The sequence below is a fragment of the Jiangella sp. DSM 45060 genome (assembly GCF_900105175.1).
Classification (GTDB): Bacteria; Actinomycetota; Actinomycetes; order Jiangellales; family Jiangellaceae; genus Jiangella.
Genome location: NZ_LT629771.1, coordinates 5,452,586 through 5,473,287 on the forward strand (window position 1 = coordinate 5,452,586; position 20,702 = coordinate 5,473,287).

The window sequence follows — 20,702 nt, forward strand, 5'->3', positions numbered from 1 at the left end:
TGGGTCATTCGCTGCGCAGGGCATCGATGGGCGCGAGCCGGGCGGCCCGCCCGGCGGGGTAGACGCCGAAACCGACGCCGACGGCCAGGGCCATCGCGACGGCGGCGACGGTCGCGGGGACGGAGATCTCGACCGGCTGGCCGATGAACCGCGGCAGCAGTTCGGCGCCGAGCACGCCGAGGCCCGCGCCGAGCAGTCCGCCGGCCAGCCCGAGGACGGACGCCTCCAGCAGGAACTGCCGTCTGATCACGGCCGGCGTGGCGCCGAGCGCCTTGCGCAGCCCGATCTCACGGATCCGTTCGGTGACGGAGACGAGCATGATGTTCATGACGCCGATGCCGCCGACGACCAGCGAGATCCCGGCGATGCCGGCCAGCAGGATGGTCAGCGTCCGGTCGGTCTCGGTGGCGGTGTCGAGCAACGACTCCTGCGTGGAGATGGTGTAGTCGGGCTCGTCCTGGCCGGTCAGCCCGTGCGCGGTGGCCAACGCCGCGTCGACCTCCTGGTAGGCAGCGGACAGCTGCCCGGCCGACGCCGCCTCCACGTAGATCGTCGAGACCGACGTGGACCCGGCGGCCAGCCGCGTCGCCGCCGTCGTCGACGGCACCAACGCGAGGTCGTCCTCGTCCCCCGACGACGACGAGCCGACCGAGTCCAGCACGCCGACGACGGTGAACGCGGCACCGCCGGCCAGGACCGTCTGCCCGACCGGGTCCCGCAGGCCGAACAGCTCGCCCGCGGTGTCCGGCCCGAGCACCATCACGGCGGCCTCGTTCTCCAGGTCCTGGTCGGTGAGGAACCGGCCCGAGGTCAGACTCCGGTTGCGCACGTCCAACCAGGCCGGGGTGGTGCCGTTCACGGTGGCGGTCCAGTTGACGTCGCCGGCCGTCAGCGACTGCGGGCCGCCGCTGACCGGGGCGACGGCGGCGACGTCCGGCGCGACCACGTCCGACGCCAGCACCTCGGCGTCGTCCATGGTGAGGGTGGTGGCCGAGCCGCTGCCGCCGCGCAGGCCGGACGCGTCGGTCGTGCTGCCGGGCGTGACGATGAGCAGGTTGCTGCCGAGCGCGCTGATCTGCGCCCGCACCTCGGCCTGGGCGCCCTGCCCGAAGCCGATGGTGAGGATCACCGAGGCGATGCCGATGAGGATGCCGACGACGGTCAGCAACGAGCGCAGCCGGTGCGTGCGGACCGCCTCCCAGCCGGTGCGCAGCGTGTCGAGCCAGTTCATCGGCCCACCGCCGCCGCGGCCCGCAGTTCGCCGTCGTGGATGCGCAGCACTCGCTGCGCCTCGGCGGCGACCTCCTCCTCGTGCGTGATCAGGACGATCGTTCGGCCCTGGTCGTGCAGTTCGTCGAAGAGCGCGAGCACCTCGCGGGTGGAACTGGAGTCGAGGTTGCCGGTCGGCTCGTCGGCCAGGATCAGCGCGGGGTCGGTGACCAGCGCCCGGGCGATCGCGACCCGTTGCTGCTGGCCGCCGGACAGCTCGGACGGACGGTGGTCGACCCGGTCGGCGAGGCCGACGCGGTCCAGCGCGGCCAGCGCCCGGCGCCGCCGTTCGTCGCCCGGCACGCCGGCGTAGGCCAGCGGCAGCTCGACGTTGCGCAGCGCCGTCAGGTGCGCCAGCAGGTTGAACTGCTGGAACACGAAGCCGATCAGCCGGTTGCGGACCTCGGCGAGCTCCTCCTCCGACAGCTCGCCGACGTCGACGCCGACCAGCCGGTAGCTGCCGGACGACGGCGTGTCCAGGCAGCCGAGGATGTGCATGAGCGTCGACTTGCCGGAGCCGGACGGCCCCATGATCGCGACGTACTCGCCCTCCCCGATGCCGAGGTCGATGCCGCGCAGGGCGTCGACGTGCAGCGTTCCGGTCTGGTACCACTTGCGCACGGCGTCGAGCCGCAGCACCACGTCGCTCACCCCTGGCCCCCGCCCCGGACGCCGCCGCCTGGGAACCCACCGCCGGAGAAGCCGCCGCCGCCCGGGAACTCGCCGCCCGGGATCTCGCCGCCGGGGAACCGGCCGCCGGGCGGCTCCCCCTCGTCGTCACCACCACCGCCGCCGCGACCGGCCGGGAGCGGCACGACGACCTCGTCGCCGGCCTCGATCCCGCTCACGATCTCGGTCTGGACGCCGAACGCGGCGCCGATCTCGACCGGCGTCTCGACGTGCGACCCGTCGTCGGCCACGACGGTGACCGTGGTGGCGCCGTCGGTCGTGGTGACGGCGGAGCTCGGCACGGTGAGCACGTCGGTGTGCTGCTCGACGGTGATCGACACGTCGGCGCTGCCACCGGCGTAGACGCCCTCGACGGCGCCGGTGACCGCGATCTCCACGGGGAACGTCGCGGTGCCGGAGCCGGTGTCGGTGGCCACCAGGCCGACCGAGCTGACCGTCCCGTACACGACGTCGCCGCCGTCGGACGGCGTCAGCTCGGCCTGCAGCCCCTGCTGCAGCCGGGCGAGGTCGGCGCTGCCGACGCTGGTCTCGACGACGAACGCGTCGGTCGTGATGACGGTGATCTGCGCGCCGGTGCCGCCCGACGAGGACGACGACGAGGACGAGGACGAGGCGGACGACGGATCGCCGCCCCCGCTCGACGACGACCCGCCGCTGACCTCGTCGCCCACGGCGACGTCCACCGACGCCACCGTGCCGGCGATGGTCGACGTCAGCGTGGCGTCGTCCAGCGCCTCCTCGGCCTGCGCCACCCGCGACTCCGCTGCCGCGACCGACGCCTCGTCGGCGGCCAGCTGGGTCTCGCTCGCGTCGGCGTCGGTGTCGGAGTCCAGCCGCTCCCGGGCCGCGTCGAGCGTCGCCTCCGCCGCGTCCAGCTCGGCCTCGAGCGTCTCGGTGCTGACGGTGGCCAGCGCCTGACCGGCCGTGACGACGTCCCCCACGGCCACGTCGACGGAGAGCACCTCGCCGCTGACGGCGAACGACAGCTCCGCGGTCTCGGCCGGCTGGAAGGTGCCGGTACTGGTGACGGTCTCCTCGTAGGTGCCGACGGTGGCCTCGGCGGTGGTCGTCGACGGTGCGGAGGACGAGTCGTCCTGCGTCACCGCCCACGCCGCGCCGGCCACACCGACCCCGACGGCCGTCGTCGCCAGCAGAACAGTCGCCCGTCGCGCTCGACGGGACTTCGGTAGCAACCGCACCCGGGACACGATGGTGGATCTTCCTGGCACCGCCCTGGGACGAACCTGGCAACCAGCTGTGAACGACATTCACAGCTGATTCCCAGCCGGCTGCCAGGATGTTCTCAGGCGGAACCGGCACCGTGCGGCCATGGCCGCACGCGAACCGGACGGACGCCTCGTCGTCGTGGACGACGAGCCGAACATCGTCGAGCTGCTCGCCGCCAGCCTGCGCTACGCCGGCTTCGAGGTGACGACGGCGCGCAGCGGCCGCCAGGCGCTCGACATCGTCCTCACCGAGCGGCCCGACCTCGTGGTGCTGGACGTGCTGATGCCCGACCTCGACGGTTTCGCGGTGGTGCGCCAGCTGCGCAGCCACCAGGTCGACGTGCCGGTGCTGTTCCTGACCGCGAAGGACGCCGGCGACGACCGCGTCATGGGGCTGACCATCGGCGCCGACGACTACGTGACCAAGCCGTTCAGCCTGGAGGAGGTGGTGGCCCGGATCCGGGCCATCCTGCGCCGCTCCCGCGGCCGTCCCCACGGCGCGGCGACCGCCCGGCTGTCCTACGCCGACCTCGACCTGGACGACGACCGGCACGAGGTGCGCAAGGCCGGCCGGCCCGTGGACCTCTCGCCGACGGAGTTCAAGCTGCTGCGCTACTTCCTCGCCAACCAGGGCCGAGTGCTCAGCAAGGCGCAGATCCTCGACCACGTCTGGTCCTACGACTTCGGCGGCGACGCCGGCGTCGTCGAGTCCTACATGTCCTACCTGCGCCGCAAGCTGGACCAGGGCACGCCGAAGCTGCTGCACACGGTCCGCGGCGTCGGCTACGTCCTGCGGCTGCCGCGCGACAGCCCGTGAGGACCCTCCTGGCCCGGGCGTGGCGGGCCCGGCGCGACCGCACGCCGCTGCGCACCCAGCTACTGCTGGTCGTCGTCGCGCTGGCGGCGGTGACGGTGCTGGTCACCAGCGTCGTGGCGGCGGCGGTGCTGCGCGGCTACCTGCTGGACCGCACCGACGACCAGCTACGCCAGGCAGCCCGGCCGTTCTACGGGCAGGCCCGGCAGGTTCCGCTCGACGCCGATCCGCCGTCGTTCCGGCCGCTGGGCGACTACAGCTTCACCGCCTTCGCACCGGACGGCACGCCGGCCTGGAGCACCGACGACCCGGCCACACAGCGTCCGGGGCCGCAGCTGCCGGAGCTGACCGCCGAGACGGCCGCCGAGCTCGGGGGCACGCCGTTCACCGTCGACGCCGTCGAGGGCGACGGCACCTGGCGCGTGCTCGTGGTGGCCCGGGACGACGGCGGGTCGGTCGCGGTCAGCCGGCCGCTGCACGACGTCACGGCGACGGTGAACCGGCTGCTGCTGATCGACGGGGTCGTCGCCGTCCTCGCGCTGACGGCGCTGGCCGGGCTGGCGTGGTGGACGGTACGCACCCGGCTCCGGCCGCTGGAGGAGGTCGAGCACACCGCGGAGGCGATCGCGGCCGGCGACCTGAGCCGTCGCATCCCGCCGCGGGACCCGCGCACCGAGGTCGGACGCCTGTCGGCGGCGCTGAACGCGATGCTCGGCCAGATCGAGTCGGCGTTCCTCGCCCGCCGGGTCTCCGAGCACGAGGCGCGCGAGTCCGAGCAGCGGATGCGCCGGTTCATCGCCGACGCCAGCCACGAGCTGCGCACGCCGCTCACGTCGATCCGCGGCTTCGCCGAGCTGTACCGGCAGGGCGTGGTGCACGAAAAGCCGGAGGTGCGCCGGCTGCTGCGCCGGGTCGAGGACGAGGCGGCCCGGATGGGGCTGCTCGTCGACGACCTGCTGCTGCTGGCGCGGCTGGACCAGCAGCCGGTGCTCACCCGGGCGCCGGTGGACCTGATCGAGATCGTCGTCGAGTCCGTCCTGCAGGCCCGGCTGGTCGCCCGCGACCACGACCTGCGGCTGCACGTCAACGCCTCACTGGTCCCGGCCGTGATCGGCGACGCCGCGCGGCTGCGCCAGGTCGTCGACAACCTGGTCCGCAACGCGACTGTCCACACGCCGCCGGGCACCGTCGTCGACGTGTCGGTCGGCGACTCCGGACAGGGCTGGGCGGTGCTGAAGGTCCGCGACGACGGCCCGGGCCTGACCAGCGAGGACGCCGCGCACGCGTTCGAGCGCTTCTATCGCGCCGACCCGTCCCGGTCGCGCGCCGACGAGGCCCGGCACAGCGGCAGCGGGCTCGGCCTGTCCATCGTCGCCGCGCTGGTCGAGGCGCACGGCGGACGGGTCGAGCTGCGGTCGGCGCCGGGCGAGGGCGCGACGTTCCGGGTGCTGCTGCCGCCGGCCGGCGAGGCTCAGCCGGCCTCGGCGGCCTTGACGGCGGCGACGTAGCGGCGCGCGGCGTCGCGCAGGGCCTGCTCGGGATCGATGCCGCGGTCGCGGGCGGCCGCGGCCAGCGCGAACAGCGCGTCGCCGACGTCCTCGGCGGTCTCCGGGGCGGTGCCGGGCGACGACGGCGCGGGCACCGGCACACCGGCCTTCTCGACCCGGTGCACCAGCTTCGCGGCCAGCGACAGCGCCGGCTGGGCGAGCGGTACGCCGTCGACGGCGGAGGTGCGGTTCTTCTCCTCGCGCTTCAGCCGCTCCCACCGCTCGCCGACGTCGGACGCCGTCGACGCCTCGACGTCGCCGAAGACGTGCGGGTGACGGCGGATCAGCTTCGCCTCGATGCCGGCCGCGACGTCGTCGATCGACCACGGCGACGTCGGCCGCTCCTCGGCCAGCCGGGCGTGGAACAGCACCTGTAGCAGGAGGTCGCCCAGTTCCTCGCGCAGGTCGTCGTCGTGGCCCGACTCGATCGCCTCGAGCGTCTCGTAGGTCTCTTCCAGCAGGTAGGTGGCCAGGCTGCGGTGCGTCTGCTCGGCGTCCCACGGGCAGCCGCCGGGCGAGCGGAGGCGGTCCATGACGGCGACGAGGTCGAGCAGCCGGGCGCCGGGGAGGTCCTCGGACCCGACGACGACCCGGGCGTCCGGGAACGCCGCGCCGTCGTCGCCGGGCGGCAGCAGCCACACGGCGTCGCCGTCCGGCGGGGACGCGGCCACGGTGACCGGGACCCCGGCCGCCCGCAACGACGCGACCTGCGGGTGCGCGTCGTCGGCGACGTACACGGGGCCGGCGCGCAGCGCGTCCCACGCGGCGGCGGAGAGCAGCCCGGGAGCGACCCGCGGGCTGGTGGCGAGCAGGACCAGGGTCACGAAGCCGATTCGGAGATCGAGCCGGTGTCGGCGCTGACAGCGAGGTCGTCGCCCCAGGTGCCGAAGCGCGGGTTGACCTCGACGTTCAGCTGGTCGCTGAGGTCGGCGAGGGTCTGCGTGAGCCCGGCGTTGTCGGCGCCGGTCTCGTCGGCGTAGGCCTGCGCGATGAGCTGATCGGCGACGCCGGCCCGGAACGCCTTCTCGGTGTAGCCGGCCTGCGCCAGCGCCGCCTCGATGTCGCCGCCAGGCGCCTGCGCCGAGATCTCCTCGATGGCGTCGTCGATGTCGGCCTCGCTGACCTGGAGGTCCTCGTCGGCGGCCAGCCGCAGGAAGATCTCGTGCTGGATGTGCCGGGTCAGGACGGTGCGCTGGAACGCGGGCATGCCACCGGCTGCCTGGACGTCGAAGCCCTCGAGCTTCTCGGCGTGCTCGACCTCGTTCTGCAGGTCGTCGACGGTGAAGCGGTCGCCGTCGATGACGACGGCCGCGCCGATCTGCTCGGAGTCGCACGCCGTCAGCGCGACGGCGCTGGCCGCGGCGAGGGAGGCGATGACGAGGCGGCGGATGGTCGACACGGTGATCCTCTTCGTAGGTTCGGCCTGCGGCGGGTGGACGCTACCCGGGCGCATCTTATCCAGCATGGGTTCCGGCACGGTCGGGCTGGTGGGCGATGACGTCGTCGACGACGGTCTTGGCCCAGGCCAGCAGCTCGACGCCGCGCAGCTGCGGCCCGCCGATCTGGGCCGGCCGCGGCCGGGGCACCAGCATCGTCCCGACCGCGTCCTTGACCAGTGACTTCGGGTACAGCCGGCCGAGCCGGACCCGCTGCCAGTCGGCCAGCTCGACGTGCGCGAACCGGACGTAGGTGCCCTGGACGGTGACCTCGGACAGCCCCGCGCGGCGGGCGTGCACCCGGAACCGGGCCACGGCCAGCAGGTTCTCGACCGGCTCGGGCGGCGCGCCGTAGCGGTCGACCAGTTCCTCGAGGACGGCGTCGACGGCGGCGTCGTCGACCGCCTCGGACAGCCGCCGGTACGCCTCGAGCCGCAGCCGCTCGCTGGCGACGTAGTCGTGCGGGATGTGCGCGTCGACCGGCAGCTCGATGCGGACCTCGGGCATGGCCTCGGCGCCGTCGCCGCGGTACTCGGAGACCGCCTCGCCGACGAGCCGCACGTAGAGGTCGAACCCGACGTCGGCGATGTGGCCGGACTGCTCGCCGCCGAGCAGGTTGCCCGCGCCGCGGATCTCGAGGTCCTTCATCGCGACCTGCATGCCGGCGCCGAGATCGGAGTGCTGGGCGATGGTGGCCAGCCGCTCGTGCGCCTCCTCCGTCAGCGGCGTCTCGCGCGGGTAGAAGAAGTACGCGTACGCCCGCTCGCGGCCGCGCCCGACCCGGCCGCGCAGCTGGTGCAGCTGCGACAGGCCCAGCCGCTCGGACCGGTCGACGATGAGCGTGTTGGCGTTGGAGATGTCAAGGCCGGTCTCGACGATGGTCGTGCATACGAGTACGTCGACCTCGCGCTGCCAGAACGCATCGATGACCTGCTCGAGCGCGTGCTCGCCCATCTGGCCGTGCGCCGTGGCGATGCGCGCCTCGGGCACCAGCTCGCGCAGCCGCGCCGCGACCTTCTCGATGGTGTCGACGCGGTTGTGCACGAAGAACGCCTGGCCGTCGCGCATCAGCTCGCGCCGGATGGCCGCGCCGACCTGCTTCTCGTCGTACCCGCCGACGTAGGTGAGCACGGGGTGCCGCTCTTCCGGCGGCGTGGTGATGACGCTCATGTCGCGGATGCCGGTGATGGACATCTCCAGCGTGCGCGGGATCGGCGTGGCCGACATCGTCAGCACGTCGACGTTCGCCCGCAGATGCTTGAGCTTCTCCTTGTGCTCGACGCCGAAGCGCTGCTCCTCGTCGACGATCAGCAGGCCGAGGTCCTTGAACCGGACGTCGCCGGTGATGAGCCGGTGGGTTCCGATGACGACGTCGACGCTGCCGTCGTGCAGCCCCTCGATCGTGTCTGCGGCCTCGGTGTCGGACTGGAACCTCGACAGCGCCCGGATCGTCACCGGGAACGGCGCGAACCGCTCGGAGAACGTCGCGAGATGCTGCCCGACCAGCAGCGTCGTCGGCACCAGCACGCCGACCTGCTTGCCGTCCTGAACCGCCTTGAACGCGGCGCGGACGGCGATCTCGGTCTTGCCGTAGCCGACGTCGCCGGCGATGACGCGGTCCATCGGGATCTCGCGCTCCATGTCGGCCTTGACCTCGTCGATGGTCGACAGCTGGTCAGTGGTCTCGACGTAGGGGAAGGCGTCCTCCAGCTCGCGCTGCCATGGCGTGTCCTGGCCGAACGCGTGACCGGGCGCGGCCTGGCGGGCGGCGTAGAGCTTGATCAGCTCGGCGGCGATCTCCTTGACCGCCTTGCGGGCACGGCCCTTGCGCTTGGCCCAGTCGCTGCCGCCGATGCGGTCGAGGTGCGGTGCGTCGCCGCCGACGTACTTGGTGACCTGCTCGAGCTGGTCGGTCGGGACGTACAGGCGGTCGGCCGGCTGGCCGCGCTTGGACGGCGCGTACTCGACGACGAGGTACTCGCGGGTGGCGCCCTGCACCGTCCGGCTGGTCATCTCGACGTAGCGGCCGACGCCGTGCTGGTCGTGGACGATGTAGTCGCCGGGCTTGAGCTGGAGCGGGTCGACCTGGTTGCGGCGCCGGCTGGGCATGCGGGTGGTGCCCTTGGTGGACACCCGCTGGCCGGTGAGGTCGTCCTCGGTGAGGACGGCGAGAGCGGCGGCGTTCGCGATGAAGCCGTGCTTGAGCGCGCCCGTGGTGACGAGGACGACGCCCGGTTCCGGCGCGGCGGTGACGTCCTCGACGTAGCGCGCGGGGACCTCGGACTCGCCCAGCACCTCGACGACCCGCTCGGCGGTGCCGTGGCCGCCGGTGACGAGGACGGCGCGGCCGCCGGTGGCCAGCCAGCCGGAGAGGTCGGCGACGGCGCGCTTGGTGTCGCCGCGGTAGGTCTCGGCCGGGCGGACGTCGACCTCGCGGGTGTCGACGGCGCCGGCCGTCACCATGTCGTCGCCGAGGTTCACCTCGTAGAGGTCGGCGTCGAGGTCGGCCTTCTCCGGGGCGGCCGGGGCGTCGCCGCCGAGGCCGAACGAGCTGAGGCTCCACCACGGCAGCCCTTGGCGGATCGCCTGCGCCCGGACGTCGCCGAGCGTGTGGTAGGCCGCCGCGCCGAGGTCGATCGGCGCGGTGCCGCCGCCGGCCGCCGCGGCCCACGACGCGTCGAGGAACTCCTGGCTGGTGGCGACCATGTCGTGCGCCCGGGTGCGGACCCGCTCGGGGTCGCAGACCAGCACGTGGGTGCCGGCCGGCAGCAGGTCGATCAGCATCTCCATGCGGTCGACCAGCACCGGCGCCAGCGACTCCATGCCCTCGACGGCGATGCCTGCGGCGATCTTCTCCAGCATCTCGCCCAGCTCGGGGTGGTCGTGCGCGAGGGCGGCCGCCCGCCGCCGGACGTCGTCGGTGAGCAGCAGCTCGCGGCACGGCGGCGCCCACAGCCCGTTCTCGGCGGCGTCGGTGGAGCGCTGGTCGGCGACGGTGAAGTAGCGGACCTCCTCGACGGTGTCGCCCCAGAAGTCGACCCGCAGCGGGTGCTCCTCGGTCGGCGGGAACACATCGACGATGCCGCCGCGCACGGCGAACTCGCCGCGTCGTTCCACGAGGTCGACGCGGACGTACGCAGCGGCGGCCAGCTGTTCGACGACGGAGTCGAGGCTGACGTCGTCGCCGGGCTTCAGCGCGACCGGGCGGAGGTCGGCCAGCCCCGCGACCTGCGGCTGCAGCACGCTGCGCACCGGCGCGACGACCACCCGCACCGGCCCGCCGGACTCGTCGGCGGGGTGCGCCAGCCGGCGCAGCACCGCCAGCCGCCGGCCGACGGTGTCGCTGCGCGGCGACAGACGCTCGTGTGGCAGCGTCTCCCACGCCGGGTACTCGACCACCGACTCGGGCGGCAGCAGGCAGCGCAGCTCGGTGGCGAGGTCCTCGGCCTCGCGCCCCGTGGCGGTGACGGCGAGCACCGTACGTCCCGCCCCCGCCCCGCCGGCGTCGGCCGCGATGGCGCCGGCCACGAACGGGCGCAGCGCCGGCGGCGCGGTGAGGTCGAGCGCGGTGACCGCACCCGTGCGCGCGTCGGCGACGGCCGAGCGCAGCGTGGGGTCGCCGTCGTCGCCGAGCAGGGCGGACAGCAGGCCGCTGAGAGACATCGGTAGACCTTCCGGGCACGCAGACGTGCCCCCAAAACTGGTGGAGTGGGGGGTCGGTAGTACCGAGCTTACGACGTTCCCCCGACAGAGTCGCGGGCGAGCGGTCGCCGCGACTACGCGTTGAGCGGGAGTATCAGGCTCGATGCCGAACCTGCCCTCGTCAACCGGGCATCGGTCGTCACCACGCCGAGACCGAGTCGCTCTGCCAGTGCTAGATAGAGCGCGTCGGTCAGTCTCGTGTCGTGCCTGTGACCCCAGGCAAGTTCCAGCAGGTCAGGCAGACCGTGCCGGACGACCGGCATGCTCTCGAGGATATCGAGCAACTCCGTCACGTCCTGCTCGGACAGGACGTCGGCGCGCTGAAGCCGGCCGAAGGCACTCAACAACTCGGCGTCAACGTGTGCGGGAGCATGCAGCGCCCGCCCTTCGATGGTCTTCGCCACCACGTCCGCTCGGTCGGTCGGCACCATCAGATCGACCAGGGCCGAGGCGTCGACGACCACGGCTTCGAGATTCACGTCGCGCCGAACTCTTCCCGGGCAGCGTCGAGGGCTTCCATCGCGTGATCGTGCGTGACCCCCGCGTATCGGCGTCGACGCACGCGGTCGAGCCACGTTTCCGCTCGGCGCCGGGCGAGCTCGTGCCGCAACGCCTGCTGTGTCAGCTGCGACACATTGAGATCGGACGCCTTGGCTTCCTCCGCCAGGTCATCGGGGACGTACACGTTCAAGCGCGCCATACACACATGGTATGTACACGCCGACTGGTCGGGCAAGCGGCGCTGATGGACGGGTCGCGAGCGAGTTGTTCGGCCACCGGATACCTGATGTCCGGTCTGTGGTCGGTTGTGACTGATCTACTGACGCGCCATGACCTCCGACCGCAACCCCTTCAGCGGGCTCCGGCTGGACGCGATCGACGCCACCCGGCGCAGATTCCTCACCGTCACGGGCGCGGCCATGGGCCTTGCCGTGGTGGGGTCACTGCCCGGGCTCGCGTCGGCCGACGGTGCCGCCGTCGAGCTCACCCAGCTGCCCGAGTATCCGTTCGCGCTGGGCGTCGCCTCGGGCGACCCGCTCAGCGACTCCGTCGTGCTGTGGACCCGGCTGGCGCCGCGGCCGTTGGAGGCGTTCGGCGGCCTCGGGCCGCGCCCGGTGCTGGTCCAGTGGCAGCTCGCGGAGGACCCCGGCTTCCGCCGCGTCGTGCAGAGCGGCACCGCCCGGGCCCGGCGCGAGGAGTCCTACAGCGTCCACGTCGACGTCAAGGGGCTGCGGCCGTGGCGGGAGTACTGGTACCGCTTCCGCGTCGGCCGGCACCTGAGCCCCGTCGGCCGGACCCGCACGGCACCCGCGCCCGGCTCGTCGCCACAGGCGCTGAAGTTCGCCTTCGCGTCCTGCCAGGCGTACTGGGAGGGCTACTACACCGCCTATCGCGACCTGGCCGCCAGGGAGCACGACGTTGTCTTCCACCTCGGCGACTACCTCTACGAGTACGGCGTGGGCGTCGGTGCCGGCGTCCGCCGGCAGCAGCTCCCGTCGCACACCCTGCGCGAGACCGTCACACTGGACGAGTACCGCAGCCGCTACGCGCTGTACAAGCTCGACGCCGACCTGCAGGCCGCGCACGCCTCCGCGCCGTGGATCGTCACGATGGACGACCACGAGGTCGAGAACAACTGGGCCGACGAGATCCCCGAGGGCAACACCCCGACGCCGACCCGCAACGAGTTCGTGGTCCGCCGGGCCAACGCGTTCCGCGCCTGGTGGGAGCACATGCCGGTGCGGCTCTCGCAGCAGCCGATCGGCCCGGACCTGCAGCTCTACCGCCGGTTCCAGTACGGCGACCTGGTCCGGTTCAACCTGCTCGACACCCGCCAGTACCGCGACGACCAGGCGGCCGGCGACGGGTCCGACCCGCCGAACCCCGGCTCGCTCGACCCGAACCGCACCATCACCGGCGCCGAGCAGGAGCGCTGGCTGCTGGACGGCTTCGCCGAGCGGTCCGCGCGGTGGGAGGTGCTGGCGCACCAGACGGCGATCGCCCAGCTGGACACCCGGGCCGGCGCCGAGGTCATCGTGCCGATGGACACCTGGGACGGGTACGTGGCGTCGCGGCAGCGGGTGCTCGGTGGCGCGGCGGAACGGGGCGTGCGCAACCTCGTCAGCATCGCCGGCGACCTGCACCGCAGCGTCGTCTCCGAGCTGAAGGCGGACTACGCCGACCCCGCCGCGCCCGTCGTCGGCACGGAGTTCGTCGGCACGTCGATCAGCTCCGGCCGCGACGGCATGGACAACGACGAGGGCGGCCTGACGATCCTGGCGGAGAACCCGCACGTGAAGTTCTCGAACTTCCAGCGCGGCTACGTCACGGTCGACGTCACGCCCGACCAGTGGGTGGCCGACTACCGCGTCGTCGACCTGGTCACCGTCCCCGACGGCACCGTCAGCACCCGCACGAGACTCGCCGTGGCCGACGGCGAACCGACCATCCACGTCGTGGGAGGCCAGTGATGAGGCGGCAGATCGCGGTGGTGGCGATGTCGGCCGCGGCACTCGGCGTCATCACGGCGGTGGCCAGCACGGCGGCCCGGCCGGACGACGACCCGGTCCGGCTCACGGCGACGCCGGAGCGGGTTGAGGTAGTCGGGCTGCCGTGCCTGCCGAGCTCGTTCCAGCTCGGCATGACGAACGTCGGCAGCGCCGACCTCTACGCCGACGTCGAGCTGAGCGCCGGCGGGCCGGTCGAGCTGGAGCGCGGCCTGATGTCGTCGTGGCTGCCCGCCTGGGACCCCGACCACACCGTCACCTCGCGGGTCGGGATCACGGTGCCGCGCGACGCGGCGCCCGGCAGCTACGACGTGCGGGCGACGACCGACGGCGCGGAGGTCACCGTGCCGATCGAGGTGCTGCCGCAGCCGCCGAAGGGCCCGGGTGACAACCTGGCCCTCGGTGAGGGGGCGACGGCGTCGTCGACGCACGCGAACTTCGACGTGTGCGGCGCCGCCGACGGCAACACCAGCTCCGCCGACTGGGACACGCTGACCGGCTGGAACGACGCCACCAGCCGGGTCTTCCCGGACACCTACGACATCGCGCTGGCCGCGCCGGCGACCGTCGCCCGGGTCGAGACCTGGACGCTGGACTCGGCGCAGTACCCGGCGGCGCGCTACGGACTGCGCGACTTCGACGTCCAGGTGCGGGTCGGCGGCGCGTGGCAGACGGTGCACGAGGTGCGCGGCAACACCACCGGCCGGGTGACGTCGGCGTTCGCCCCGGTGACCGCCGACGCCGTCCGCATCGTCGGCCTCGCGTCCAACAACGGCGACTACTCGCGGCTGGTCGAGGTCGAGGTCTTCTCCGGCTGACGACGCACGGCCGGGCCGCCCCCGTGGACGGCCCGGCCGCGTGCGTTCCGTGCGTCAGTGCTCCAGCTGGGGCAGCTTGTGCAGCGGCTTGGGCAGCCACCAGTTGCGCTCCCCCAGCAGCGCCATGATCGACGGCAGCAGCACGGCCCGCACGATGGTCGCGTCGATGAGGATCGCCGCGGCCAGGCCCACGCCCAGTTGCTTGAAGTCGATGGCGCCGAGCGTCGCGAAGATCGAGAAGACCGCGACCATGACCACGGCGGCGCTGGTGACGACGCCGGCGGAGCGGATGATCCCGGTGCGGACCGCCTCCTGCGTGGTCATGCCGGCCTTGGCGCCCTCGCGGATCCGGCTGACGACGAACACGTGGTAGTCCATCGACAGGCCGAACAGGATCACGAACAGGAACAGCGGCAGCCAGGTGATGATCGCGCCGGTCGACTCGAACCCGAGCAGCCCTTCGGCCCAGCTGTTCTGGAACACCAGCGTCAGCAGCCCGTAGGAGGCGGCGACGGAGAGCAGGTTCAGGCCCGCGGCCGTCAGCGCCACCGCCAGCGACCGGAACGCCATGACCAGCACGATGATCGTCATCAGCAGGACGAACCCGATGACCACCGGCATCCGGTCGGCCAGCAGGCCGCGGAAATCGACGTTGCCGGCGGTCATGCCGGTGACGCCGGTCTCGACACCGTCGACGCCGTCGAAGGCGGCCGGGACGAGGTCGTCGCGCAGCGCCTGCAGCGAGTCCTCGGCGCGGGCGTCGTCGTGCTCGTACGGCACCGGCACGTCGATGCGGGCGACCGAGCCGTCGACGGAGTACTCGGCGGTCAGGCCCCCGCCGGCGGCGAACTCCGGGTCGGCGGCGACGGCGTCGTTCAGCGTGGCGACGGCGCCGTCGACGGCGTTCTGGTCGAGCGGCGACCCGTCGGCCGTCCAGACCGCGACGTCGTGCGCCGCGCCCTCGGACGGGAACGCCGTCGTGATGGCGTCGTAGGTCTGCACCTCGGGCACGTCCTTGGACAGGTCGGAGATGCCGGGCTGCGACAGCTTCATGCCGAGCGCCGGAGCGGCCAGCGCGAGCAGCGCCAGCAGGCCCGCGACCAGCGCCGTCCTCGGGTGCCGCAGCACCGGGCCGAGGATGGCCCGCCACACGCGCGGCTCGCCGCCGTCGCGCCGGCGCAGCCGCCACAGCAGCGGGACGCGCGGACGGTCGATCCAGCGGCCGAAGATCGCCAGCAGCGCGGGCAGCGCCGTCACGGACCCGACGACGGCCACGGCGACGACCAGGATGGTGCCCATGGCCAGCGACTGGAAGGTCGCCTCACCGGCGAAGAACATGCCGGCCATCGCGATGACGACGGCGATGCCGGAGACCACGACCGCCCGGCCGGACGTCGCGGCGGCGACCGCGACGGCGTCCATGGTGCCGCGGCCCTTCTCGCGCTCCTCCCGCTCGCGGCGGACGTAGAACAGCGAGTAGTCGACGCCGACCGCCATGCCGACCAGCAGCACGACCGAGGCCAGGATGTCCGTCGACGGCACGACGTAGGACGCGAACGCCGAGAGCCCCATGGCCGCGACCACCGACGACAGCGCCAGCAGCACCGGCACGGCGGCGGCGATCAGAGCGCCGAACACGACCAGCATGATCAGCAGGCTGACCGGCAGCGACAGGTACTCGGCACGCTTCAGGTCGTCCTCATAGACCTGGTCGAGCGCCTCACCGAGGCTCGCGTCGCCGACCTGCCCGACGCTCAGGCTGCCGTCCGCCCCGTCGACGACCTGTGCGACCTGCGCGGCGGCCGCGCTGGCGGCGTCCTCCTCCTCGGCGTCGGTGCCCGCCGGGACGTCCAGCGTCACCTCGTAGAGGGCGGCCGTACCGTCCTCGGACACCTGCGGCTCGGACACCCCCGCGACTCCCGGCGCGGCGGCCAGGTTCGCGGCCAGCGTGGTGACGGCGCCGGCCTCGACGTCGACGGCGCCGCCGTCGGCCGCCCGGACCAGCACCGACTCGGTGAACGGGTCGTCGAAGTCGGCCTGCAGCAGCGCCTTGTCGGCCCCGGCGGAGGCACCGACGCCGGAGTCGCCGTCCTCGACCTCCTTCGTGCCGACGGCGCCGCCGCCGACGATCGCGGCCGCGACGAACGCGAGCCAGAGGACGATGGCCAGCCACTTGTGGGCGGCGCTCCAGCGCGCCACGCGCACCACCAGTCCGTGGCGCGGTGGCTCGGGCGGTCGCGGCGCCGGCGCGGGCGGGCGGTCTAACGGCAGGGTCGTGGTCATGGTGCGTCCCGTCGGTGTGAGTCCGGTGAAGTCGCGTCTCACTCTCGTCGCGCCGGGAACGCGCGGTAACCCGGAAAGCCCCCGATTCGCCCTGGGGGAATCCCCCGGTTCGCCCCTCGGGCAGACCTGGGGTCAAGCCCTGAGTTCGACCGTACGCACCTCACTGGCCTGCACGAACGCCTCGTCGACGGTGTGGCCGAGGCCGGGGCCGGTGGGCACCTCGACCACGCCGGCGGTGGCTGTGATGGGCGGGGTGACGACGTCGCGTTCGTAGTACTTGCCGGACGCGGACACGTCGGACGGGAGGGTGAAGCCGGGGAGGCTGGAGAGCGCGACGTTGGCGGCCCGGCCGACGCCGAATTCGTGCATGCCGCCGCACCAGACCGGGATCTCGTGCTCGGCGGCGAGGTCGTGCGCGGCCACCGCCGGGCCGAGCCCGCCCAGCCGCGACACCTTGATGTTGAGCACCTTCAGCGCGCCCAGCACGACCGCCGTGCGCAGGTCGTCGAGGGTGTCGATGGACTCGTCCAGGCACACCGGCGTCGAGACGTCGCGCTGCAGGGCGGCGTGCGCGAGCAGGTTCCGCGGCGCGAACGGCTGCTCGATCATCGTCAGGCCGAGGCCGTCCAGCCCCCGCAGCGCCGTCAGCTCCTCCGAGCTCTCGCCGTAGGCGCCGTTCGCGTCGACGTGCAGCATGAGGTCGGGGAACGCGGCGCGGACGGCGCGCACCGGCTCGACGTCCCAGCCGGGCGCGATCTTCAGTTTCACCCGCGGATACCCGGCGTCGACGTGCTTGGCGACCTCGGCGAGCAGGTCGTCGACGGTCGGCTCGATGCCCAGCGAGACGCCCGCGACCACGGACGAGCGGGTCCCGCCGAGCGCCGTCGCCAGCGACACCCCGCCGGACAGCGCCCACAGCGTCCACGCCGCGATGTCGACGCCGGCCTTCGCGAACTGGTGGCCGCGGACCTTCGCCCACAGCCCGGCCACCTCGGCGGGGTCGTCCCAGCGCGCGCCGACGACGGACGGCAGCAGATACCGCGACGCGACCAGCCAGCAGGTGTCGACCGTCTCGGGCGAGTAGAACGGGTCGGACGCGGACGCGATCTCACCCCAGCCGACCGCGCCGGACTCGTCGGTGAGCCGGACGAGGATGTGGTCGAGGTGGTCCTTGGCGTGCGAGCTGGTGCGGAACCGGTGCACCAGCGGCAGCCGCACCAGGTGCAGGGACGCATGGGTGACGCGCACAGTCAGTCCTCCCAGTAGAGCTCGAGGTCGTGGGCCAGCCGGTCGCGCTCGGCCAGCCGCCGGCGCGCGCCCTTCGCGCTGGCGGTGGTGAGCGTGGCCAGCAGGTGCACGACGGCGGCGACGGCGGTGGGCGAGTCGGCGTACGAGGCGCTGGCCGTCGGCACCACGATGGCCTGCCCGGCGACGGCGATCAGCGGCGAATCGGTGGTGTCGGTGACGGCGACGACGGAGCCGCCCGCGGCCGCGAACCGTCCGGCCAGCGCGACCGTCTCGCGCCGGTACCGGCGCAGCGAGACGGCCACCAGCACGTCGGTGTCGCGGACGTCGGCGAGCACGTCGACATGGCGGACCAGCGTGCCGTCGACCAGCGTGACGTTGGACAGCCCGGCGGAGAGGTCGGCGGCCAGCAGCGAGGCGTACGCGAACGACTTGCCGGTGCCCGAGACGAACCGCCGCCGCGCCGCCACCACCGTCGCCGCCGCGGCCGCCACGGACCCGTCGGCCGCGACCCGCTCGAACGCCTCGGCCAGCGTGCGGGTCTCCTGCTCCATCACCCTGGCCTGCAGCGACGCCGACGACGACGGGCGCTGCAGCCGGGCACCGAACCGCTGCGACGGGCTGGTCAGCTCGGTCATGACGCGGACCGGACGAAGCGGTAGGCGCCGGTGTCGGGCGAGAGCCGGACGCACGACACCGCGACCGAGCCGTCCGCCAGCAGCGACGCGATGACGGCGCCCAGCTCGCGCCGCTGCTCGGCGGTGGACGTCAGCGGCAACGGCAGCCAGGTGTCGGCGCCGGCCGGACGGGGCCGCAGCCAGCCGGCGGGGTCGTCGAGCCCAGCGGGCAGCCCGGCCGGGGCCGGCGCCTCGCGGGCCCGGCGCTCGTCGTCGAGGTCCCAGTCGACGATCATCCGGTCGGTGTCGGGGACCCCGAAGAACTCCGGCCGGAACCACCGCCCGGTCGCGCCGAGCACGTCGAGGTTGAAGTGCGCGTTGCGGACGACCGACGGGTCGAACGACCAGCGCATGCGGGTCTGGCCGCCGGCCAGGGCGACCTCGCGCTGGCCGCGCTTGAGCGCCCGCCCGAGCCCGCGGCCCTGGTGCCCGGCCGCGACGACGGCCGCCTGCGAGTAGTGGTAGATCTCGCCGCGGTCCATGCCGACGAAGCCGTACGCGAACGCGACCAGTTCGCCGCCGCGACCATGGACACCGACCACCGAGCCGCCGTTGGCCGCCAGCGAGGCGAGCAGCCGCGGGTTCACCGAGTGGGAGAGGTCCTGGTAGCCGAACACCTCGCGGTAGAGGCGGGCGGCGGAGTCGAGGTCAGCGGCCGACGTGAGCCGCTCGACGTGCGGGGTCATGGCCCTCCCAGATGCAGATACGGATCGCAAATGGCGCACTACAACCCGTCAACCGACCACATCGACGATGATACGGAACGTATAGTCGCAGCATGAACGGTACCGCACTGGACGTCGACGCGCTGCTCGCCCGTTTGGAGAGCTACGTCCGGCTCGAGTCGCCCACCGGCGACGCCGCCCGGCTCGACGCGCTCGGCGAGGTCCTGCTGGCGCGGCACCGCGATCTGGGCGCCACCGTCCGCCGGGTCCCGGCACCGGCCGGCGACCACCTGGTCATGGAGCATCCGGGCCGCGGCGCGAAGGCCGACGCGGCGCCGGTCCTGTTCCTCGGCCACCACGACACCGTGTGGCCGGCCGGTCACGTCGACGGACCGATGCCCTGGCGGGTCGCCGACGGCGTCGCACACGGGCCGGGCTCCTACGACATGAAGAGCGGCCTGGTCGTCATGGAGGCGGCGCTCGAGCTGGCCCGTTCCGCCGCGGCCGGGCATCCGCCGGTGCGCGTCGTCGTGGTGGCGGACGAGGAGATCGGCTCGCCGACGGCGGCCGCGCTGGTCGCCGAGTCCGCCCACGACGCCGTCGCCGCGCTCGGGTTCGAGTCGCCGCACCCCGACGGCTCGCTGAAGGCCGGGCGGCGCGGCAGCACCCGGCTGCGGCTGGCCGTCGAGGGGGTCGAGGCGCACGCCGCCCTCGACCCCGACGCCGGCGTGTCCGCCGTCGACGAGCTGGTCGACCAGCTGATCCTGGTCCGCTCCATCGTCCGGCACGCACCGGGCGACGTGCTGTGCAACATCGGCACCGTCGGCGGAGGCGGCCGCACGAACGTCGTCGCCGCCGCCGCGCACGCCGACATCGGGCTGCGCTTCGCCGACACCGAGTCCGAGCGGGTGGTGCTGGACGGGCTGACGTCGCTGCGGCCGATCCGCGCCGGCGCCGCGGTGACCACCGGCGTGCTGTCGCGGCGGCCCACCTGGGCGCCGGACGAGACCACCGCGGGGCTGCTCGGCACCGTCCGGCGAGCCGCGGCGAGCATCGGCCAGCGCATCGACGGCGCGCCCGCGGCGGGCGGCGCCGACACCAACACCACCGGCTCGCTCGGGGTGCCGACGCTGGACGGCTTCGGCCCGCTCGGCGCCGGCGCCCACGCCGTTCACGAACAGGTGGTCGTCGCGTCGCTGGCACAGCGCGCCGAGCTGGTCGCCGCGGTGCTCGCGGAGCTCTAGGACACGCCGGAGGCCTTCTTCACCAGCGAGATCAGCAGCTTCTCGTCCTCGGCGGTGAGCTTGGTCAGGCCGAAGGCGGTGGGCCACATGGTGCCGTTGTCGAGCAGCGGCGCCTCGTTGAAGCCGAACGTCGCGTACTCGGTGCCGAACTTGGCCGCGGCCTGGAAGAAGCAGATGACCTTGCCGTTCTTGGCGTAGGCGGGCTGCCCGTACCACGTGCGCGGCGAGAGCTCGGGCACCTCGGCGCTGATGAGGGCGTGCAGCCGCTGCGCCAGCACCCGGTCGGACTCGGGCATCTCAGCGATCTTCTCCAGCAGATCCGCCTCGGGGTCGACCTTGGCCTTCTTGCCCTTCTTGAGCTCCTTGGCCCGCTCCTTCATCGCCGCCCGCTCGGCGTCGTCGAACCCCTCGTACGTACCGCCGGTCTGCTTCGTATTCATCTCTGACGACTCCTCCCCGTGGGTGAGCTGCTCTGACGTCTCCAGGCTAGGGAGCGGACCGGGGCCGCCGCTTCTCGAAACCTGATCGGTTCTTGTGCTCCCACCAATCTGACAGTTACTCTCAGAAAACAGAGACGTT

18 protein-coding genes are annotated in these 20,702 nt (G+C 73.2%); 5 read left to right on the forward strand and 13 right to left on the reverse strand.

What is annotated here, in order from left to right; translation table 11 throughout:
* Positions 1-4: 4 nt before the first annotated feature.
* Genes BLU82_RS24230 through BLU82_RS24240 form a run of 3 tightly spaced genes read right to left on the reverse strand, consistent with a single transcriptional unit; the run spans position 5 to position 3,158 of the window.
* Positions 5-1,231: an ABC transporter permease gene (locus BLU82_RS24230; RefSeq protein WP_092623564.1), complete on the reverse strand. Its 1,227-nt coding sequence runs from the start codon at positions 1,229-1,231 to the stop codon at positions 5-7.
* Positions 1,228-1,920 carry an ABC transporter ATP-binding protein gene (locus BLU82_RS24235; protein WP_092623565.1) on the reverse strand — a complete coding sequence of 231 codons (693 nt, stop codon included), beginning with the start codon at positions 1,918-1,920 and terminating at the stop codon, positions 1,228-1,230. Before BLU82_RS24235 ends, BLU82_RS24230 begins: the two co-directional genes overlap by 4 nt.
* The gene (locus tag BLU82_RS24240) at positions 1,917-3,158 is read right to left on the reverse strand and encodes an efflux RND transporter periplasmic adaptor subunit (protein WP_197682430.1); all 1,242 of its coding nucleotides are present in this window, start codon (positions 3,156-3,158) and stop codon (positions 1,917-1,919) included. Before BLU82_RS24240 ends, BLU82_RS24235 begins: the two co-directional genes overlap by 4 nt.
* Before the next feature lie 130 nt (positions 3,159-3,288).
* On the opposite strand from BLU82_RS24240, the gene BLU82_RS24245 reads away from it, so the two are divergent.
* Together BLU82_RS24245 and BLU82_RS24250 are read left to right on the forward strand one after the other, a co-directional pair.
* Positions 3,289-4,002 (forward strand): response regulator transcription factor, encoded by a 714-nt coding sequence (locus BLU82_RS24245; protein ID WP_092623567.1) that lies wholly within the window; start codon positions 3,289-3,291, stop codon positions 4,000-4,002.
* Positions 3,999-5,507: a cell wall metabolism sensor histidine kinase WalK gene (locus tag BLU82_RS24250; RefSeq protein WP_197682431.1), complete on the forward strand. Its 1,509-nt coding sequence runs from the start codon at positions 3,999-4,001 to the stop codon at positions 5,505-5,507. The genes BLU82_RS24245 and BLU82_RS24250 overlap by 4 nt, the downstream gene beginning before the upstream one ends.
* Here BLU82_RS24250 and BLU82_RS24255 read toward each other — a convergent pair.
* From BLU82_RS24255 to BLU82_RS24275, 5 genes are all read right to left on the reverse strand, one after another.
* Positions 5,471-6,370: a MazG family protein gene (locus tag BLU82_RS24255; protein WP_197682432.1), complete on the reverse strand. Its 900-nt coding sequence runs from the start codon at positions 6,368-6,370 to the stop codon at positions 5,471-5,473. The genes BLU82_RS24250 and BLU82_RS24255 overlap by 37 nt on opposite strands.
* Positions 6,367-6,945: a SurA N-terminal domain-containing protein gene (locus tag BLU82_RS24260; protein WP_157741231.1), complete on the reverse strand. Its 579-nt coding sequence runs from the start codon at positions 6,943-6,945 to the stop codon at positions 6,367-6,369. The genes BLU82_RS24255 and BLU82_RS24260 overlap by 4 nt, the downstream gene beginning before the upstream one ends.
* A 55-nt stretch (positions 6,946-7,000) precedes the next feature.
* Entirely contained in the window at positions 7,001-10,645 is a 3,645-nt protein-coding gene (gene mfd, locus BLU82_RS24265; protein ID WP_092623569.1) for a transcription-repair coupling factor, read from the reverse strand.
* Positions 10,646-10,758: 113 nt separating this feature from the next.
* The gene (locus tag BLU82_RS24270) at positions 10,759-11,163 is read right to left on the reverse strand and encodes a type II toxin-antitoxin system VapC family toxin (protein WP_197682433.1); all 405 of its coding nucleotides are present in this window, start codon (positions 11,161-11,163) and stop codon (positions 10,759-10,761) included.
* On the reverse strand, positions 11,160-11,384 hold the full coding sequence (locus BLU82_RS24275; RefSeq protein WP_092623571.1) for a type II toxin-antitoxin system CcdA family antitoxin: 225 nt from the start codon (positions 11,382-11,384) through the stop codon (positions 11,160-11,162). Before BLU82_RS24275 ends, BLU82_RS24270 begins: the two co-directional genes overlap by 4 nt.
* Positions 11,385-11,514: 130 nt before the next feature.
* Between BLU82_RS24275 and BLU82_RS24280 the strand changes: the two genes are divergently transcribed.
* On the forward strand, positions 11,515-13,155 hold the full coding sequence (locus BLU82_RS24280) for an alkaline phosphatase (RefSeq protein WP_092623572.1): 1,641 nt from the start codon (positions 11,515-11,517) through the stop codon (positions 13,153-13,155).
* Positions 13,155-14,009 carry a discoidin domain-containing protein gene (locus tag BLU82_RS24285; protein ID WP_092623573.1) on the forward strand — a complete coding sequence of 285 codons (855 nt, stop codon included), beginning with the start codon at positions 13,155-13,157 and terminating at the stop codon, positions 14,007-14,009. Before BLU82_RS24280 ends, BLU82_RS24285 begins: the two co-directional genes overlap by 1 nt.
* Before the next feature lie 54 nt (positions 14,010-14,063).
* On the opposite strand, the gene BLU82_RS24290 is transcribed toward BLU82_RS24285, so the two are convergent.
* From BLU82_RS24290 to BLU82_RS24305, 4 genes are all read right to left on the reverse strand, one after another.
* Positions 14,064-16,208 carry an MMPL family transporter gene (locus BLU82_RS24290; RefSeq protein WP_197682434.1) on the reverse strand — a complete coding sequence of 715 codons (2,145 nt, stop codon included), beginning with the start codon at positions 16,206-16,208 and terminating at the stop codon, positions 14,064-14,066.
* A gap of 216 nt (positions 16,209-16,424) precedes the next feature.
* The gene (gene menC / locus BLU82_RS24295; RefSeq protein ID WP_092623575.1) at positions 16,425-17,540 is read right to left on the reverse strand and encodes an o-succinylbenzoate synthase; all 1,116 of its coding nucleotides are present in this window, start codon (positions 17,538-17,540) and stop codon (positions 16,425-16,427) included.
* A 2-nt stretch (positions 17,541-17,542) separates the two neighbouring features.
* Complete coding sequence (locus BLU82_RS24300) at positions 17,543-18,175, reverse strand: MurR/RpiR family transcriptional regulator (RefSeq protein ID WP_092623576.1); 633 nt, start codon at positions 18,173-18,175, stop codon at positions 17,543-17,545.
* On the reverse strand, positions 18,172-18,900 hold the full coding sequence (locus tag BLU82_RS24305; protein WP_092623577.1) for a hypothetical protein: 729 nt from the start codon (positions 18,898-18,900) through the stop codon (positions 18,172-18,174). The genes BLU82_RS24300 and BLU82_RS24305 overlap by 4 nt, the downstream gene beginning before the upstream one ends.
* 92 nt (positions 18,901-18,992) lie before the next feature.
* Here BLU82_RS24305 and BLU82_RS24310 point away from each other — a divergent pair, with 92 nt between their 5' ends.
* Positions 18,993-20,123, forward strand: coding sequence for a M20/M25/M40 family metallo-hydrolase (locus BLU82_RS24310; RefSeq protein WP_092623578.1), 1,131 nt, complete (start codon positions 18,993-18,995; stop codon positions 20,121-20,123).
* On the opposite strand, the gene BLU82_RS24315 is transcribed toward BLU82_RS24310, so the two are convergent.
* The gene (locus BLU82_RS24315) at positions 20,120-20,563 is read right to left on the reverse strand and encodes an iron chaperone (protein ID WP_092623579.1); all 444 of its coding nucleotides are present in this window, start codon (positions 20,561-20,563) and stop codon (positions 20,120-20,122) included. The two genes, BLU82_RS24310 and BLU82_RS24315, sit on opposite strands and share 4 nt — an antisense overlap.
* Positions 20,564-20,702 lie beyond the last annotated feature (139 nt).

Coding starts and splice junctions, on each gene's coding strand:
- BLU82_RS24230 (WP_092623564.1), bottom strand. CDS start 1,231: ATGAACTGGCTCGACACGCTGCGCACCGGCTGGGAGGCGGTCCGCACG.
- BLU82_RS24245 (WP_092623567.1), top strand. CDS start 3,289: ATGGCCGCACGCGAACCGGACGGACGCCTCGTCGTCGTGGACGACGAG.
- mfd (WP_092623569.1), bottom strand. CDS start 10,645: ATGTCTCTCAGCGGCCTGCTGTCCGCCCTGCTCGGCGACGACGGCGAC.
- BLU82_RS24275 (WP_092623571.1), bottom strand. CDS start 11,384: ATGGCGCGCTTGAACGTGTACGTCCCCGATGACCTGGCGGAGGAAGCC.
- BLU82_RS24280 (WP_092623572.1), top strand. CDS start 11,515: ATGACCTCCGACCGCAACCCCTTCAGCGGGCTCCGGCTGGACGCGATC.
- BLU82_RS24285 (WP_092623573.1), top strand. CDS start 13,155: ATGAGGCGGCAGATCGCGGTGGTGGCGATGTCGGCCGCGGCACTCGGC.
- BLU82_RS24300 (WP_092623576.1), bottom strand. CDS start 18,175: ATGACCGAGCTGACCAGCCCGTCGCAGCGGTTCGGTGCCCGGCTGCAG.
- BLU82_RS24305 (WP_092623577.1), bottom strand. CDS start 18,900: ATGACCCCGCACGTCGAGCGGCTCACGTCGGCCGCTGACCTCGACTCC.
- BLU82_RS24310 (WP_092623578.1), top strand. CDS start 18,993: ATGAACGGTACCGCACTGGACGTCGACGCGCTGCTCGCCCGTTTGGAG.
- BLU82_RS24315 (WP_092623579.1), bottom strand. CDS start 20,563: ATGAATACGAAGCAGACCGGCGGTACGTACGAGGGGTTCGACGACGCC.